The sequence below is a fragment of the Paenibacillus paeoniae genome (assembly GCF_003388735.1).
Classification (GTDB): Bacteria; Bacillota; Bacilli; order Paenibacillales; family Paenibacillaceae; genus Pristimantibacillus; species Pristimantibacillus paeoniae.
The window spans coordinates 619,808-635,335 of record NZ_QUBQ01000002.1 but is presented as its reverse complement, the minus strand read 5'-3'; the positions used below and the strand labels follow the sequence as shown (position 1 = coordinate 635,335).

The following is a 15,528-nucleotide window of genomic DNA, read 5'->3' as shown; positions in this document are numbered from 1 at the left end:
GCGGTATGGGACGAGGAAAGGCGATTAATTCGCCGTGGATGTATGCGTTCGGCATGCTGGCGATGATGATTCCCAGTCAGGCGTTCAGCGCATTTTACAATTATTATTACTTGGAAAAGCTCGGCCTGGGAATTGCTCTGGTTACGCTTGCTAAAACGATCTTCATGATCTGGGATGCGGTGAACCAGCCGCTGGCCGGCTACTTCTCGGACCGGACGAACAGCAAGTACGGGCGCAGAAAGCCTTGGATCTATGCATCAATTCCATTGTTCATGATTTCCTTTATGCTTATATTCAGTGCTCCTGAGGGTATGAGTCAGATCGGGCTATTCACCTGGTTTCTCGTTGCTCTGTTGTTCTATGAAGCCATAGCGACGATCCTCTGGGTCAATTACGGTGCCCTATTCCCTGAATTGTTCCGCGGCGACTCCATTCGCAAGAAAGCATCCGCGATTCAGCAAGGTTATCAAATTGTGGCGATTCTAATTGCATCTGCCGCTGGGCCTATTTTGTACAATTCGTTTGGGTATAGCAGCATGTCCATTATTTTTGGCTTGATGTTTGTTGTATTTATGATTCTATGTATGCGCTTTACACAGGAAGATACGACTCGTCGTGACACACCGAAGATGGGGCTGAGGGAGTCGTTTGCGGCCACACTGACGAATAAGCCGTTTTGGATATTCAATATATCCAATTCATTCGCCCAGACGGTAAACGGTTTGCTGAGCGCGATGATTCCGTTCTATGCGAAGTATGTGCTTCATGTGGAAGAAGGTATGGTTACGTTCCTGCTGGCGTCTATCTTCGTGTCGGTTATCCCGCTTGTTGGCGTCTGGTTTTGGATTATTAAACGGATGGACCCTGTCAAAGCATGGCGCTTGTCTCTGCTTGCATATGCGGTGTCAGTCATTCCGCTCTGGTTCGGCAGCACGCTGCTGGGCGGCATTCTGGCCGGCATCATTGTGGGCTTCGGATTGGCAGGCTTCCTCGTCACGCCGCCTGTTGTCAATAGTCTAATTATTGATCGAGACTTCGCGGAGACAGGGCGCAGACGCGAGGGTGTCTACACGGCGGTCAGCGGTTTTATTATCCGTTCCAGCGGACTGATCTCTGCGCTCGCTTTTCTCATTGTAGGTATGATATTCGGCTATGAGAGCGGCGATAAGCCTGGGGATGATCCCGAGACGACTTTCCGTGTATTGATATCGGTTGTACCTTTGCTGTTGCTTTTGGTATCCTATATCTTATCTTATTTTGTTCGATTAAGAGGTGATGAGGATGGCAGCAAACACGGTTAAAGCACAGCAAGACGACACTATTGCGGCGGCTATTGCCTTTGCAAGAGCTTTCCATGAGAAGGATGATACAGGACATGACTGGTGGCATATTCATCGTGTGTCGAAGATGACGGAGCGGCTTGCAGAGGCGGAAGGTGCAGACCGGTTCGTCGCGCTGCTCGCTGCACTGCTGCATGATGTGGCTGACGAGAAGTTGAATGATTCCAAGGAAATCGGCTTGCAGCGGGTGCGGGACTGGCTGGTGAGCCAGCCTGTTGCCGTGGAGGATCGCGGGCATGTCATTGAGATAATCTCTACGATGTCCTACAATGCGGGGCTGAATCCGCCGATGCGCACCTTGGAAGGACAAGTGGTGCAGGATGCGGATCGGCTGGATGCCATCGGCTCAATTGCGATCGCGCGTTGTTTCTTGTACGCAGGCAAGATTGGCGACCCGATCTACGATCCGGCCATTAAGCCTCGCGATTCAATCACGAAGGAGCAGTATCGCAATGAAGGCAGTACGGCGATCAACCATTTCTACGAGAAGCTGTTGAAGCTGAAGGATCGGATTAATACGCCCTCAGCCAAAATAATTGCCGAAGAGAGACATCGTTTTATGGAACAGTATGTGCAGCAATTCCATGCGGAGTGGGATGGGCTTATCTAGCTTTGTTGCGCGCTCTTGTGCGGTTGTGATAGGGTAAACAAAAGCATGGATTATGGGAATAGGGGTATGCATCATGTATGAAATTACAATGGACCTGGTCAGCGATTGGATCAATACGGTCAAGGAAGTGCTGAGCAACTCTGGCTACACGCTGGAAGACGGATTGTCGCAAGAGGAAATTGCACTGCGCTACTTCCTTCATTCTCAGCCGGAGGATGTTGCCGAGACGCTTGCGGTGGACACCTTGAACAAGCTGCGGGAGATGGAAGAGATTGTTATCAGTCATATGAACTCTACGATCGTTCCTGATATTCGTACGCGGACCCGGTATGAAGGAGATACCTTCCATTTCAGCTGGGTTTACAATGAAGGCGAGCATATTATCGAGTTGAACTCGGAGTACCGAATTCCGCTATAAGCGGAGCTGTGAAGGACATATTCATATCGGGGCAATCATTGTCTATAAGAGAAAGAGACCGTTTGGCAACAATAGCCGGACGGTTTTTTTGTTATGAAGCCTGTTGTTCTTCTTACAGAAGCGTATAGGACATTGCCATGGGTATGAAATAAATGAGAATATATGCCGTTCACTGTTTCAAATGGGTAGAATCGGGTTAAGAAAAAACAAGCAAGTCGTTGCGGGGGTACCGGAACCGGCGACGGCTTGCAACCAAATGGAAAGAGGTGCATGTCCGATGAGTTCAACAGATACGGCTTACCGAACGGGTGAATATGTTCAGCAAGAAGGCGACTATATTTGCGAAGCAGGCCGCCGCACTTTGCTCAAGGAAGGTGATAAGTTTCCATACTGTCCCGTGACTGGCCTCGATACGAACTGGTATTACGCACAATAAACTTAACTATACGTTCTCCAAACCCCCTCTTATAACGAACGACCCTTAAGCCATTCGCCGCTTAAGGGTCGTTCGTTTTTTGTTCCGATGGCTGCGTCAGCCCGTTCGCCGATTTACGATATCTTAACGCCCCCATAATATGCCGTTTATATTTTACTCTCATAATTGAAATTAATTCTGCTAGACATTATGTATTCGATTTGGAGGAGATTGTTTTGAAGAAAAAGGCAGTACGCACGATTCTCGCAGGCTTTATGGCATTATCCGTTCTATCGGCATCAACGGTATCCGCTGAAGACGTGGCTCCGGTCAAAGCCTCCCCATCGAAGAATTTGATCGTACTCATCGGCGATGGCATGGGTCCTGCGCAAGTGAGCGCGGCACGCAACTATCTGATGTACAACAAAGGCATTGATCATCTGACGCTCGACAGCATCTATGTCGGACAAGCGACGACTTACGCGGACCGCGGCGAAGATGGCGGCACCATCGTATCCGGTGTCGTGACAGATTCCGCTTCTGCGGGCACAGCTTTTGCGACGGGCAACAAGACATATAATGCAGCAATCAGCATTTCCAATGAAGATGTGGCCGTTCCCTTCGCTTCTGTTATCGAAGCGGCTGAGCTGGCTGGCAAGTCGACAGGCCTTGTTACTACGGCACGCATCACACATGCAACGCCCGCTGTTTATGCTTCCCATGTAAGAAGCCGCGACAACGAAGTGGCTATCGCTTCGCAATATCTGGAGAGCGGCGTAGACGTGCTTCTGGGCGGCGGCAGCTCCTTCTTCCTGAGCAAGGATGAGAAGGGCAAACGCTCCGACAAGAGCATCATCGCAGATTTTGAATCGAAAGGCTACGCTTATGTAAGCGACAAAGCGGGTCTTAACGCATTGAACGCTGATAAAGGCAAGGTGCTGGGATTGTTCGGCAGTTCCCACGTCTCTTATGTGCCTGACCGTACGGATGCGGTTCCTACTTTGGCTGATATGACGAACAAGGCGCTGAGCATTTTGTCCAAAGAAGAAAAGGGCTTTGCTGTCATGATCGAAGGCGGACGTATCGACCACGCTTCCCATGCCAACGATTTCCCGACAACGGTGCAAGAGGTGCTGGACTTCGACGCTGCGGTTAAAGTAGCGCTGGATTTCGCGAAGAAGGATGGCAACACTTCCGTTGTGATCACAGCCGACCATGAGACAGGCGGCTTGTCCCTGTCCCGCGACAATATCTATGAGCTGAACCTGGACCTGTGGGACCAGCAGAAAAATTCTTCCGAATTTATTGCAGGCAAGCTGAAAGAAGCTAAAACGATCGCAGACGTAAAGGCGATTGTACATGCCAACACGTGGATCAAGGATTTGTCGGATGAAGAAGCAGCATACATCCTGGCAGGCGACGGTTCTTCCTATGCACAAGAGGGCGGCTATAACGCGGTTATTAGCAAAAGACTGCTGATCGGCTGGAGCGGTCATGGCCACTCCGCAGTGGACGTAGGCGTATGGGCATACGGACCAATCGCGGATTTGGTGAAAGGCCAAATCGACAATACACGCATCGCAACAGCATCTGCAGAAATCATCGGCGTAGACCTGGCTGATGCGACGGCTAAGCTGCAAGCTAAGTACCTGTATCCGAAATTCAAAGTGACAAGAGACGGTCAAGTGCTGTATCCTGCAAAAGCGCTAGCCGAGACACTTGGCGCGAAAGTAGCATGGAGCGAATCGACACGCACAGCATCCATTACACATGGCGGGAATACGTTGACGGTTCATTTGGACACGAAGAAAGTAACAGTGAATGGAGCTGCATCCAGCCATGCAAGCGATGTGGACAACGGCAAGCTGTACTTGCCGCTGGAAGCCTTCAACGCACTGACTGGTCAAAACATGAAGTGGGACACATTGTCCGAGAGAATCGTAAAGTAGCAACAAGCTCAGAAACAGGGTAGATCACAAACAGGGGAGCATCGCTCTCCTGTTTGTTGTTTGGATCGGCAAGGGAGCTAAGGCAGGGGGGAGCGGTATGTCAGATATGATTAAAGTAAAGGGCTTGCAGAAGTCATTCCGGCATCAGCATGGCACGCAGCTCATTATTGATATGGAGGAATGGTCGGCAAAGAGCGGCGATGCAATCGCATTGCTTGGCCCAAGCGGCAGCGGAAAGAGCACATTTCTTCATTTGCTAGGCGGCGTGTTGCCCATAGACGAAGGCATACTTGAGGTAGGCGGGCAAAGCGTTAGCGGGATGAGAGAATCGGAGCGGGATGCTTATCGGGCCCGCTTGGTCGGCTATGTCTTTCAAGACTTTTATCTTATGCCGTCGCTGACCGTCCGCCAGAACGTCGAGCTGGTGCTGCCCCGCGGGCTTGGAAAAGCGGAGCGCGACGGGCTGCTGGAGAGCTGGTTCGAGCGGGTTGGGCTGCTGGAGAGGATGAACCAGCTGCCGTCCAAGCTGTCCAGGGGCCAGCAGCAGCGGGTGGCTATCATCAGAGCGATGATTAATCGTCCGCCGCTCATACTGGCAGATGAGCCGACAGGAAGTTTGGATTGGGAGACGGCTGCGGATATTATGGGGCTGCTGCTTGATATATGTGCGGAGAGCGGATCGACGCTCGTAACGGTGACGCATGATCGCCATTTGGCGGAGCTGTTCAAGACGAAGCTCGACTTCGCTAGCATAAACCAATGCCTGAGCGTTCATCAGACTGGTCTGACGCCAATCGATAGTCGTATATCTGAGGCTGGAGGTGTCAGGGCATGAGCGGCTGGACCTATGTATGGAGCAATATGAAGCATCGCGCATTTCTAACGGTGTTGACCGTCATGGCTGTCACTATTACAGTAGCCTTGTTTTCATTGCTGCTAATGAGCAAGGACGGTGTGGAGCAAGGTGCCCGGAAGGGCTACGGACCATTCGAGCTGGTTATTGGCGCGGATGGAAGCGAGTCACAGCTCGTATTGAACACGTTCTACCGGGTAGGCGCGCCTACGGGCAATATTCCATTGCAGCTGTTGGATGAAATCCGCAGCAGCGGAGAAGCGGACACGGCATTCGGCATGACGACTGGCGATAGCCATAACGGTTTTCCGATTGTAGGGGTAGATCCGGCTTATTTTATGACACGTTACGAGGATCGGACGCTCGCTGCCGGGAAGCTATATAGCGGTCAAGGTGAAGTTACAGTGGGTGCGGCTGCTGCCAAAGCGTTGAATCTGAAAGTCGGTGATTCCTTCAGCGGAGCGCATGGACTGGTAGCCCATGCTTCTGGAGGACATATAGATACGGGACATTCGGAAGATGACCATGACGATGAGGAGCATGAGGAAACTTCCGCTCACATGGATCATGCAGGTGACGCTCATGAAAGTTTTCTTTATACGGTCGTTGGTATATTGCCCAGGCTGAATACGGCAGATGACCGGGCGATCTTCACGACGATGGACTACGCATGGGCGGTGCATGCGACGGATGAAGCCCATCGCGAAATTACAGCGATCATGATCAAGCCGGGGTCGCTGCTGGGCGCACAGTCGCTGAAGCTTGAATATGACGCTCTCGACAACGTTCAGGCAGTCTACTCCAGCAAAGCGGTTGCCGATGTGTTGAATGTGATGGACAGCGGATCGCAGCTCCTAATGATCGTTATGCTGATTTGTGCGCTTCTTGCTGCGTCTACGTTGCTGCTGGCGCTAACGTCTTCTATACAGGAGCGGAAGCGGGACGTAGGCTTGCTCCGTCTAATTGGAAAGTCGAGGGCTTATATCTTATCGTGTCTGATCGGGGAAGGGATTGCATTGACAGCAGCGGGCATCGTGCTGGGGCTGGCATTGAGCAGATTGGCGGCATGGTGGCTGGGTGACTTCATGTTCACGGAAACTGGCGTTCAAGTGCAGCCTTTGCAGATGGCTTCGAACGAATGGCAATTGATTGCAGTCGCTTTGCTTCTGGGTTTAGTCGCCTCTGTTGGACCTGCATTCCGTGTGTATCGGACAGATGCACTCACATTATTCAGAAATTAAGGAGGGGCATGGATAATGAATTATCGCAATCGTATAGTTCGGACTGGCATGGGAGTGCTGGCCGCGTTAATTATGCTGAGCGGCTGCGGAGCAGCCAAGCCCGAAGGGGGCGACGCTGCTTCTTTTGGTGATGCAATTGTTTATGCTGATGGGGAAAGCGCTGCTGGAGCAAATGGAGATGCTGGCGACGCGTTCAAAAGTGACAGCGATGAGCACGCTTCTGGTTCTGACGAGCCCCCTGCTAATGAAGGGGATGAGCAAGTCGGCTCAACGCAGCCTGGCAAGGATGAAATCCAGACTAATGGAAGCGCTGAGGACGCGGTGGATGATGGGAAGAAAAACAGCTCTGCCGATACGGAAACGGGTGCCAAGCATGCTGGTGAGGGTAAGAGTCAGGATGCTGAAGGATCAGATGTGAAAGCACCTGCGGACTCAAAGCCGGGCTCGGGCCATTCAACGCAAGCAGACGTAAACCCAGGCAACAAGACAAATGCAGGGACGGCGAATCAAGGAACAACTGGCAAAGCGGATGAATCGGCAGGCAAAGGGGCTGGCACTGCAGGGAAGCCAGGCTCTGCGAATGGAACGAAAGGGGAGCAGTCTGTTAAGTCCGGGGGGACGTCCTCCAGCAAATTTGCGCAAATTGGATGGAATGATTTTTTCGATAACGGGGATCAGACAACGCCGTCAGACCGATTCTGGGATTTATCCGAAGAGCGGAAGTCGGTTCAAATTAAAGGGTTTATGGGCGAAGTGCTTTCGTTTAACCAAAATTGGTTTCTGCTTATTCCCGAGCCTGGAGCGGAGTGTCCATTCGACAATGGGGACGAGACGTATTGGAACAAAATTATGATCGTATTCGTGAAAGACGGCTCCAAATTACGCTATACGTCAAAGCCGCTCAAGCTGACGGGGCGTTTGGATGTTGGCGTCAAAGTGGACGAATCCGGCTATAAAACGATGTTCCGCTTATATGATGCCAAGTTCGAAGAAATAAAGGAGTAGGGGACGCTGTTTGTTGACAGAGAGTTATTGCATCTGGCATACTGGCGAGAGATGATTGATATATCAACTAAATGAGGCGGTATGCGATGAGCGAGCAAGGGACAGAGCATGTCGGCGTGATGATTCATACGATTGACCTTGAAATAACGAATTATTTGAAGCATCGTCTTGGCAAGTTTCAGCTTGCGCCCGAACAGCATTTGGTGATGGCTTTGCTGCTCAAGCAGCAAGGCTTGACTCAGAATGAGATTGCGGATCAGCTCCGCAAGGATAAGTCTAGCATGACCCGTATGCTGGCCAGTTTGGAGAAGAAGGGCTTCATTAAGAGAGAGGGCTGTCCGAATGACCGTCGCTGCATGAAGGTTTATTTGACGGATGAGGGCGAGTCCCTTAGAGGTTATATCGATATGATCACAGAGACGACAAAGGAACAATTCGAACGTGATTTCTCAAAGGAAGAGAAGGAAGAGCTTATTCGCTTGCTTGCGAAATTTCGGATGAATGTCCAGTCCGCTGACCGGAAATCGTAGTCCTTGCTATCCGACTTGAAGTTGATCGATCAGCCAGATCATACATGATGGAGGGAACCAAGATGAAAGTAGCAGCAATTATCGGCAGCGTCCGCAAAGAGTCATACAACCTGAGTTTGGCCCGTCATATGCAAAAGCGTTACGCTGGTCGTCTCGATATCGAAATTGTAACGTTGAATGAAGTTGAAATGTACAACCAGGACATTGAAGCGGTGCCTCCGACGGGCATTCAATCTGTTGTAGATAAAGTGAAGCAAGCGGATGCGGTACTGTGGGTTACGCCTGAATACAATGGTTCTATCTCCGGCGTTCTGCATAACGCGATCGATTGGTTGTCCAGAGGCGAGAGAGTGCTTGTAGGCAAACCATCCATCATCGCAGGGGCTTCCATGGGGCTTCTCGGCACGGTGAAAGCGCAAATGCATCTTCGCGATATTCTCTTCGCTCCTGGCGTGAACTCGCCGCTGCTGCCTGGCAACGAAGTATACGTAGGCGCAGCTCACGAGAAATTCAATGCAGAAGGCGAATTGACGCATGAGCCTACCATTGCGTTCCTTGATCAAGTGGTGAACAACTTTATCGAGTGGCATGGACGCCATGCGAAAGGCTTCAACTAATAGAGGAATCCCCCCATTCATCCGCACATCGCTGCGGATTGGATGGGGGATTTTTTTTACAGCGGATTGCGAAGTAAGCTATTGTCCTCGCTCGTCTTGTTGTTCTTCTGCGTACGATTCGATACAAGGTTGACGATTAGAAGGAGCAACAGCCAACCTCTTATACCTAAAGTGATCCCTCAAAAAATAAAGCTACTCATCCATCTTTTGGATGGTAAAATTGTAAGTATTAGGTTCGCTATGAACATAGCTTCTTTATTACGCCATTTTTTAGCATTCTATATAAATTCTTGACGAACCTTGCCGATTAACAAGGAGAGGTTTGTTTTTGTATGCGGCTTTTTGACGGCATATGAACAGGTGTGCATATTAATGAACAGGGGAGCATCTAACCATGAATTTTTTGGAGCAGCTTGCGTATGAATGGTATTCGTATTCGGGATATTTCGTCAGAAGCAATATTAAATATGATAAGCGTCCAAATGGAGGATATGGCGGGGAGATGGACGTCGTTGCATTGGACTACAAGTCCAACAAGCTGATTCATGTGGAAGCCTCGATGGATGCCGATTCCAATGCGATACGAATAGAGAGATTTACCCGGAAATTTGCTATATCCATCGAAAAATACAATCTGTATCTAAATACGGAAGTGTCGACGGTCGAGCAAATTGCTATTGTGGGCACCGCGAAATCCAACATTGATTTCGGGAATGGCATCAGGCATCTCACGATTCCAAGCTTCCTAAACTACATTACCAGGGAAGTAAAAGACATTGATCCCATGAAAGCTGCGATTCCGGAAGGCTATCCTATTCTGCGAGGCATTCAATTCTCGAACTACTATATTTTCAGAGAATAGTGCTAGGGTTGAATGACTACAGCATGCCGTTTTTTCTCATAAAAAAGTCATTCGCCTGATGGAGCCATTGCTCTTCTTCGGGCGTGAACGGCGATGGCATCATGGCCTCCAGCTCCTTCAGCTGCTCCTCGTTAATTTCCGATAATACGGTCAGGTCTTGGACATTCTCGGTGCCGACGTAATTCAAGCTGATCTTTAGCTGCTCGGCTATCAGTGCCTGTACTTCCGGATCGTCGATAGGCCTGCCGAAGAGGCGCTTCACTTCATTGACCATCTTTACATATTGTTTGTCCAACTGCTCTTGCTCTTCGAACGGCTTGTCGAACAGCTCGTGAACAAGAGCAGGCTCCAAAAATTGCTGCAGCCATTCGCGCTGCTCATCTTCGGTCTGAATGCTTTGAATAATGCCGATCATAGTTTGGCTGTCGACTTCCTTCTTGTTCTCGAGCAGCGTGGCAGCTCTAGTAATTGCCTTAATAGCTATATCAATTCGCCTGCGCTGTTGCTCCAGCGCTTCCTTCTGTGCGCGGAACGATTCCAGCAAGCTGGTGTCGAATCGGGGATGCTGCAGCAGCGCTTGAATATCTTCCAGGCTGTAGCCCAGAAACTTCATAGTAATGATCTTTTGGAGAGCGACGATGTCGTCATCTCCATAATGCCGATGCCCGCTCTGGGGGTCCTTGTAAGCTGCGAGCAAGCCGATCTCGTCGTAGTAATGAAGCGTCCGAATGGATAAGCCTGTAATCTTGGCCAACTCTCCAACGGTGTAATGTTTTGATGAATTGTTCATATTCATCTCCCTTTCCTTTATATGGATGTGGCATGACTCCATCATAGCTCCTCACGTAACGTGAGGTGCAACTTTTTTTTGAAAACCGGGCTTACAGTACAGACCCGGCAACCATTGGCGCTGGCATTATGATCCCCGCAAAATGGCTCCGCGAACGATCCTTATGATAAAATATGCGTATCCGTAACTTATTGAAGGAAGCGTAAGCGAGAGATAAAGGAGCGATGAGATTGAAGGGGCCAAATTTCAGTATAGAAGGCAAAATCGCTATAGTTACAGGTGCGAGCAAAGGGATCGGCTATGGGCTGGCGAAGGCACTTGCAGCCTCCGGGGCGATTGTAGCGGCAACAGCTCGCAAGAAGGAGGACCTGGCTTCACTAGTGGATGAAATCCAGAAGGCTGGTGGGAAAGCGGCGGCTTATGCGCTGGATGTTCGGCAAGTTGCCGGGATTAAGGAGACCTTCGGACAGATTGCGGCAGACTACGGGCGCATTGATATTCTGGTCAATAATGCGGGACTTGGCGAAGGAATGCTGGCAGAGGATGTAACGGAGGAATATTGGGACGATATGCTCGACGTGAATCTGAAGGGCGTGTTTTTCTGCTGCCAGGCGGCAGGGAAGTATATGCTGGAGCAGGGCTATGGCAAGATCGTTAACGTTAGCTCACAAGTCAGTATCGTTGGGATTCCGGAGGGCGTCGCCTATTGCGCGTCGAAGGGCGGCGTGAACCAGCTGACGAAAGTTCTGGCACTGGAGTGGTCAAGCAGAGGCGTCAATATTAATGCTGTTGGTCCCACATTTATTTATACGCCTGGAACGGCGGAGAGACTGGATACTCCAGACTTCCGCGACAATGTACTCTCACGCATTCCGGCAGGCCGCATCGGATCGATTGATGACGTAGCCGGCGCTGTCATCTACCTAGCTTCTCCTGCCGCTGATTTGGTGACAGGCACGCTGCTGCTAGTAGACGGCGGCTGGACATCGCAATAAGGAAGGAGGAATACCCGATGGAGCAACTCATGTTCGTGGAGATCGGAATGGGCATTGACCTGCATGGGCAAAATGTGACGAAAGCGGCCGTTCGTGCTGTGCAGAACGCGATTCACCATAACTCCATGCCCGGCATTCGCACCGTCTTGCCCCACGGTGATTTGAACCGGATGAAAGTGAATGTGCGGCTGGCCGTCCCTGCCGATAAGGAGAAGCTGGACCTGGATGAAGTACGGGAAAAGCTGCCATATGGACAAGTGACATTCGAGGTAGTAGACGGAGGCATGCTGACGACAAGCGGTATCGTGCTGCCAGACAAGCAGGATGCGAATGATCTGGCTTATGTCGTTATTGCTTCGGTAGAGGTGGGATACTAATCCTTCTCTGAGCTGTCATAGAACATCCGGCTCGCGATGATGCGAGCCGGATTTTTTGGTGCGGCGACGGTTATAAGCCGGTTGAAGCGGCATTCGATTTTACGGGATGGGCAGAGAGCGCGGGCAGCTCGTTTTTGCCGAAAATAAGACTGGATACAGCAGGCAGGAAACGATGCGCGAGCCGTACCGTCAACCATGAACCCCCTAGCGCGAGCAGAAATCCGCCTGCATACCATAGATGCAGCAGCATCTCCGATGCGTCTGCCGGGCGAAGCTGGCGGTAAGCGGCCAGAAACAGCGGGTGGATCAGGTAAATGCCGAATGAAAGCGCGCCAAGCTCCCTCATTTTCGTCAACCAGAAGCGATTTGGCGTAATGGAATGGATTAGCCTGGAGGCCGCCCACAGGAACAGAAGCCCCGAGAGCATCGTATAGATGTTCCACAACAAGGTATAGACGTAGGTGGGCCGAACGGTGGCATGTATCCGCAAATCTAGCCATACGCCCACATGCCATAGTCCGGCAATCAGCCATAGGCACCAGAAGGCTGCAAGTGCCCATTTTCGCATAGCAGAGACGGCAGCTTGTCGGTTAACGGTCCATTTTTGGATAGCGGGATATCGAATACCCCAGTAAGCGCCCAGCATATAAAAGCTTATGTAGGATAATGCCCAGCTGCTTGCGCGTTGGATGTCGAGCCACTCGTTCAAGCCTACAAAAAGCCATTGGAGAAGCAGTCCAAGCGGAATAATCCACGGCATATATCTAGGCCAGCGCTGAAGCGACCATAGAACGAGTGGAAATAAGAGATAGAATTGGATGCTGATAAAGACGAAGTACAGATGAGAATAAGCGTCTCCTGTCATTAGCTTTGCTGTAAAATCATAGAGAAGATTAGGCGGAAGGGCGGTAGGATCGCGGGTAACGATCACCAATAAGTAGTAGATTGTCGAAAATACAAGATATGGTATAATGATGTGAATCAACCTCTTCTTGTAAAAGGAAAGGATCATTTCCTTCGACATGGGGCGGCGATAATAATTGAAAAACAGGACAAAGCTGCTCAGGAAAATAAACACGGGCGTACCAAATTTCAGAAATATATTGATGAAGTTATAGATGGAATAAGAATTTGGATAAGCTAGCATCTCGATTGTGGAGAAAGAAGTCGCATGTACGGCAAGCACGCCGATAATAGCAATCGCGCGCACAAGGTCGATTTCAGATAATCGGCTTCCTTTTGCTTGCTTGACTATGGCAGGGTCCATGATTGTCTCTCCTAATAGAGTAATAGATTTCCAGATAAGCCTTAGACCCATTATTGGATAAAGAGTTAACTTTAGTCAAGAGGTTGCATAGAGGGAGGCATTAGGTTGAGGAGAAACAGGAAGTTGGCAGCCGCTGTCGTTGTCCTAGTTATCTGCTTGCTGGCGGCAGGGGCCACGGCGGGGTGGATGCTGTACAAGAAGAAAGGCGATACGCGCAATTCGCATCCCAGGCAAGCGCTGATTAAGGTGGAGTCCGTTGAAGTGCTAAAGCCATCTTATGATGTGATTGTGGCGGGTACCGATCCGGAAGGGATCGTAGCGGCCTTGTCCGCTGCTCGCAACGGATTATCAGTTTTGTTGACAGACGGACGCGAACGGGATATAGTGGGCGGCCTTATGACGATGGGATGGCTTAATTCGCTCGATCTGAATTATGCGCCGGAGCAATCCAAGCTGTCGGACAAGCATCAATTTTTGAACAAAGGCATATTCCAGGAATGGTATGACCAGATTGAAGGGACATCATTCGATACGCATACAGCAGCCAATGTGTTCTACAGAATGCTGCTGGCGGAGCCAAATGTTGATCTGCTGTTAAAGGTCCAGAGCATGGCGCCTATCGTGGAGCGATCCGGCGAATCCAAGCGTATAACCGGCTTAAGCCTTGTGACCTCAGAGGGCATTGCCAAGCAAGTTAAGGCTGCCGCCGTCATCGATGCCACGCAGGATGGAGATATTGCCGCCGCTGCGGGCGTACCCTATACGATCGGACGCGCCGATGTCGGCAGACCAGACGCGCAGATGGCGGTAACGCTAGTATTCCGGCTAAGCGGCGTCACGCAAGAGGTATGGGATTCCTTCGCGACGGTCGGCGATGGAACAGGCATCGACAAGATGAGCGCATGGGGATTCATGGCAGCTCGGGATTATGTCTCGTCCAATCCGGATCGGGTTGGCATCCGAGCGCTCAACATCGGCAGGGAGAACGACGAGACGGTGCTTATTAATGCCATGCACATCTTTGATATTGATCCGCTGGACCCGGCGTCCGTACAAGAAGCGCTGGAGATCGGAAGCAAGGAAGCGCCGCTCATTACAGATTATTTGCGCAAGACATTCAAGCAGTTGGCGAATGTCGAGTTTGCGGGAACGGCGCCGGAACTGTACGTTCGCGAGACGCGGCATATACACGGCGAATACCGGCTGTCTGCGGTTGACGTCGTAGATAATCGGGATTTCTGGGATGCCGTTGCTTACGGTTCGTACAGGGTGGACATGCAGCGGATCAACTCCGTAGACAGAGGGGCTATTATCGTGGCGCCCAAGCAGTATGGCGTTCCGTTCCGATCGCTTGTACCGCTGGAGATTGATCAATTGCTTGTTGTAGGACGGGCAGCCAGCTTCGACAGCATTCCGCACGGAAGCGCCCGCGTTATTCCGCTGGGAATGGCAACAGGTCAGGCGGCAGGCGAGGCAGTCAAGTTGGCAGCGGAGAAGGGAATGACTTTCCGTGAATTGTCGAAGTCCGAGGGAGCGATTGCCGAACTGAGGGATCGGCTTACCGAGAAGGGTATGGACTTAACATGGGCCAGCTTCAAGCAGCCGGACTATACGAAGCATAAGCATTACAAGGGATTGCTGGCGGCGGTCAGCATGCTTCTGACATTCGGCGGCGATTTTAACGAAGCGTTCCAACTGGATGCCGAGGCGAAGGCAGGACATTTCTCGAACAGCATGTTGATGGTGAAGACGATTCATTCCGATTTCTTCTCAGGCAATCCTTATGCAGCGTTAGAGGGGCTGGAGGAGCCAGGTCAGGTGCCGCTCACTTTGGAACAGCTTGCTTATACAGCTGCTGTTACGGCAGGTGTGGAAGTTAATCGCGATTCCGCGCTGGATGAATTAAAGAAGCGCGGGTGGCTGACGGAAGAGACGATCGGATCTATTGCCAACCCGAATAACCTGACATACGGAGAGACGTTCTCTCTCGTGCGGGATATAGTTCAATATTATGTTGGAGTTGTATATGAATGAACGAATAGCCTTGGGCCGATCGATGGCTCAGGGCTATTTTTTTCTGTGCGGCAAGTCTCCAAATCATGCAAGGAGCAGGACGAACATTCGATGGGGAGGGACATGTGTCGGTATTGCCCCCTCTTGTAAGCGAGCTATTAAGGTTAATCCGGAACCGTATAAGCGGAGATATGCAGCTTGGCGGCAATCTCCTGGGTCGAAGCGACCCGGAAGTATACAGTCCCG

Annotated in this window: 16 protein-coding genes; 14 read left to right on the top strand and 2 right to left on the bottom strand. The window is 50.8% G+C overall.

Annotation, left to right across the window (positions count from 1 at the left end; genetic code table 11):
• The first annotated feature begins 5 nt into the window (after nt 1-5).
• From DX130_RS15110 to DX130_RS15065, 11 genes are all read left to right on the top strand, one after another.
• On the top strand, nt 6-1,301 hold the full coding sequence (locus DX130_RS15110) for an MFS transporter (RefSeq protein WP_116046727.1): 1,296 nt from the start codon (nt 6-8) through the stop codon (nt 1,299-1,301).
• On the top strand, nt 1,282-1,950 hold the full coding sequence (locus tag DX130_RS15105; RefSeq protein WP_116046725.1) for an HD domain-containing protein: 669 nt from the start codon (nt 1,282-1,284) through the stop codon (nt 1,948-1,950). Before DX130_RS15110 ends, DX130_RS15105 begins: the two co-directional genes overlap by 20 nt.
• Nucleotides 1,951-2,023: 73 nt before the next feature.
• Nucleotides 2,024-2,368, top strand: a complete 345-nt coding sequence (locus DX130_RS15100; protein ID WP_116046723.1) for a hypothetical protein — start codon at nt 2,024-2,026, stop codon at nt 2,366-2,368.
• 277 nt (nt 2,369-2,645) lie between these two features.
• The gene (locus tag DX130_RS26490) at nt 2,646-2,804 is read left to right on the top strand and encodes a hypothetical protein (protein WP_165861299.1); all 159 of its coding nucleotides are present in this window, start codon (nt 2,646-2,648) and stop codon (nt 2,802-2,804) included.
• 254 nt (nt 2,805-3,058) lie between these two features.
• Nucleotides 3,059-4,732, top strand: a complete 1,674-nt coding sequence (locus DX130_RS15095) for an alkaline phosphatase (RefSeq protein ID WP_116047230.1) — start codon at nt 3,059-3,061, stop codon at nt 4,730-4,732.
• Between the two features lie 97 nt (nt 4,733-4,829).
• Nucleotides 4,830-5,567: an ABC transporter ATP-binding protein gene (locus tag DX130_RS15090; protein WP_240644522.1), complete on the top strand. Its 738-nt coding sequence runs from the start codon at nt 4,830-4,832 to the stop codon at nt 5,565-5,567.
• On the top strand, nt 5,564-6,826 hold the full coding sequence (locus tag DX130_RS15085; RefSeq protein ID WP_116046721.1) for an ABC transporter permease: 1,263 nt from the start codon (nt 5,564-5,566) through the stop codon (nt 6,824-6,826). Before DX130_RS15090 ends, DX130_RS15085 begins: the two co-directional genes overlap by 4 nt.
• Before the next feature lie 15 nt (nt 6,827-6,841).
• Nucleotides 6,842-7,831, top strand: coding sequence for a hypothetical protein (locus DX130_RS15080; RefSeq protein WP_116046720.1), 990 nt, complete (start codon nt 6,842-6,844; stop codon nt 7,829-7,831).
• 86 nt (nt 7,832-7,917) lie between these two features.
• Nucleotides 7,918-8,361 carry a MarR family winged helix-turn-helix transcriptional regulator gene (locus DX130_RS15075; RefSeq protein ID WP_116046718.1) on the top strand — a complete coding sequence of 148 codons (444 nt, stop codon included), beginning with the start codon at nt 7,918-7,920 and terminating at the stop codon, nt 8,359-8,361.
• A gap of 62 nt (nt 8,362-8,423) precedes the next feature.
• Nucleotides 8,424-8,978 (top strand): NADPH-dependent FMN reductase, encoded by a 555-nt coding sequence (locus DX130_RS15070; protein WP_116046717.1) that lies wholly within the window; start codon nt 8,424-8,426, stop codon nt 8,976-8,978.
• A gap of 394 nt (nt 8,979-9,372) precedes the next feature.
• The gene (locus DX130_RS15065) at nt 9,373-9,840 is read left to right on the top strand and encodes a hypothetical protein (RefSeq protein WP_116046715.1); all 468 of its coding nucleotides are present in this window, start codon (nt 9,373-9,375) and stop codon (nt 9,838-9,840) included.
• A 16-nt stretch (nt 9,841-9,856) separates the two neighbouring features.
• On the opposite strand, the gene DX130_RS15060 is transcribed toward DX130_RS15065, so the two are convergent.
• The gene (locus DX130_RS15060; RefSeq protein ID WP_165861298.1) at nt 9,857-10,630 is read right to left on the bottom strand and encodes a MerR family transcriptional regulator; all 774 of its coding nucleotides are present in this window, start codon (nt 10,628-10,630) and stop codon (nt 9,857-9,859) included.
• Nucleotides 10,631-10,860: 230 nt separating this feature from the next.
• On the opposite strand from DX130_RS15060, the gene DX130_RS15055 reads away from it, so the two are divergent.
• The gene (locus DX130_RS15055; RefSeq protein WP_240644521.1) at nt 10,861-11,625 is read left to right on the top strand and encodes an SDR family NAD(P)-dependent oxidoreductase; all 765 of its coding nucleotides are present in this window, start codon (nt 10,861-10,863) and stop codon (nt 11,623-11,625) included.
• A 17-nt stretch (nt 11,626-11,642) separates the two neighbouring features.
• Nucleotides 11,643-12,002: a Lin0512 family protein gene (locus DX130_RS15050; protein ID WP_116046709.1), complete on the top strand. Its 360-nt coding sequence runs from the start codon at nt 11,643-11,645 to the stop codon at nt 12,000-12,002.
• A 70-nt stretch (nt 12,003-12,072) separates the two neighbouring features.
• Here DX130_RS15050 and DX130_RS15045 read toward each other — a convergent pair whose 3' ends face one another.
• Nucleotides 12,073-13,269, bottom strand: coding sequence for an acyltransferase (locus DX130_RS15045; RefSeq protein WP_116046707.1), 1,197 nt, complete (start codon nt 13,267-13,269; stop codon nt 12,073-12,075).
• A gap of 105 nt (nt 13,270-13,374) precedes the next feature.
• On the opposite strand from DX130_RS15045, the gene DX130_RS15040 reads away from it, so the two are divergent.
• Nucleotides 13,375-15,303 (top strand): FAD-dependent oxidoreductase, encoded by a 1,929-nt coding sequence (locus tag DX130_RS15040; RefSeq protein ID WP_240644520.1) that lies wholly within the window; start codon nt 13,375-13,377, stop codon nt 15,301-15,303.
• Nucleotides 15,304-15,528: the final 225 nt, after the last annotated feature.

Bases quoted from the DNA above. Each gene is read 5' to 3' on its own strand.
- DX130_RS15075 (WP_116046718.1), top strand. From the start codon at position 7,918: ATGAGCGAGCAAGGGACAGAGCATGTCGGCGTGATGATTCATACGATT.
- DX130_RS15080 (WP_116046720.1), top strand. From the start codon at position 6,842: ATGAATTATCGCAATCGTATAGTTCGGACTGGCATGGGAGTGCTGGCC.
- DX130_RS15100 (WP_116046723.1), top strand. From the start codon at position 2,024: ATGTATGAAATTACAATGGACCTGGTCAGCGATTGGATCAATACGGTC.
- DX130_RS15105 (WP_116046725.1), top strand. From the start codon at position 1,282: ATGGCAGCAAACACGGTTAAAGCACAGCAAGACGACACTATTGCGGCG.
- DX130_RS15110 (WP_116046727.1), top strand. From the start codon at position 6: ATGGGACGAGGAAAGGCGATTAATTCGCCGTGGATGTATGCGTTCGGC.
- DX130_RS15045 (WP_116046707.1), bottom strand. From the start codon at position 13,269: ATGGACCCTGCCATAGTCAAGCAAGCAAAAGGAAGCCGATTATCTGAA.
- DX130_RS15060 (WP_165861298.1), bottom strand. From the start codon at position 10,630: ATGAACAATTCATCAAAACATTACACCGTTGGAGAGTTGGCCAAGATT.
- DX130_RS15070 (WP_116046717.1), top strand. From the start codon at position 8,424: ATGAAAGTAGCAGCAATTATCGGCAGCGTCCGCAAAGAGTCATACAAC.
- DX130_RS26490 (WP_165861299.1), top strand. From the start codon at position 2,646: ATGAGTTCAACAGATACGGCTTACCGAACGGGTGAATATGTTCAGCAA.
- DX130_RS15065 (WP_116046715.1), top strand. From the start codon at position 9,373: ATGAATTTTTTGGAGCAGCTTGCGTATGAATGGTATTCGTATTCGGGA.
- DX130_RS15095 (WP_116047230.1), top strand. From the start codon at position 3,059: ATGGCATTATCCGTTCTATCGGCATCAACGGTATCCGCTGAAGACGTG.
- DX130_RS15085 (WP_116046721.1), top strand. From the start codon at position 5,564: ATGAGCGGCTGGACCTATGTATGGAGCAATATGAAGCATCGCGCATTT.
- DX130_RS15090 (WP_240644522.1), top strand. From the start codon at position 4,830: ATGTCAGATATGATTAAAGTAAAGGGCTTGCAGAAGTCATTCCGGCAT.
- DX130_RS15050 (WP_116046709.1), top strand. From the start codon at position 11,643: ATGGAGCAACTCATGTTCGTGGAGATCGGAATGGGCATTGACCTGCAT.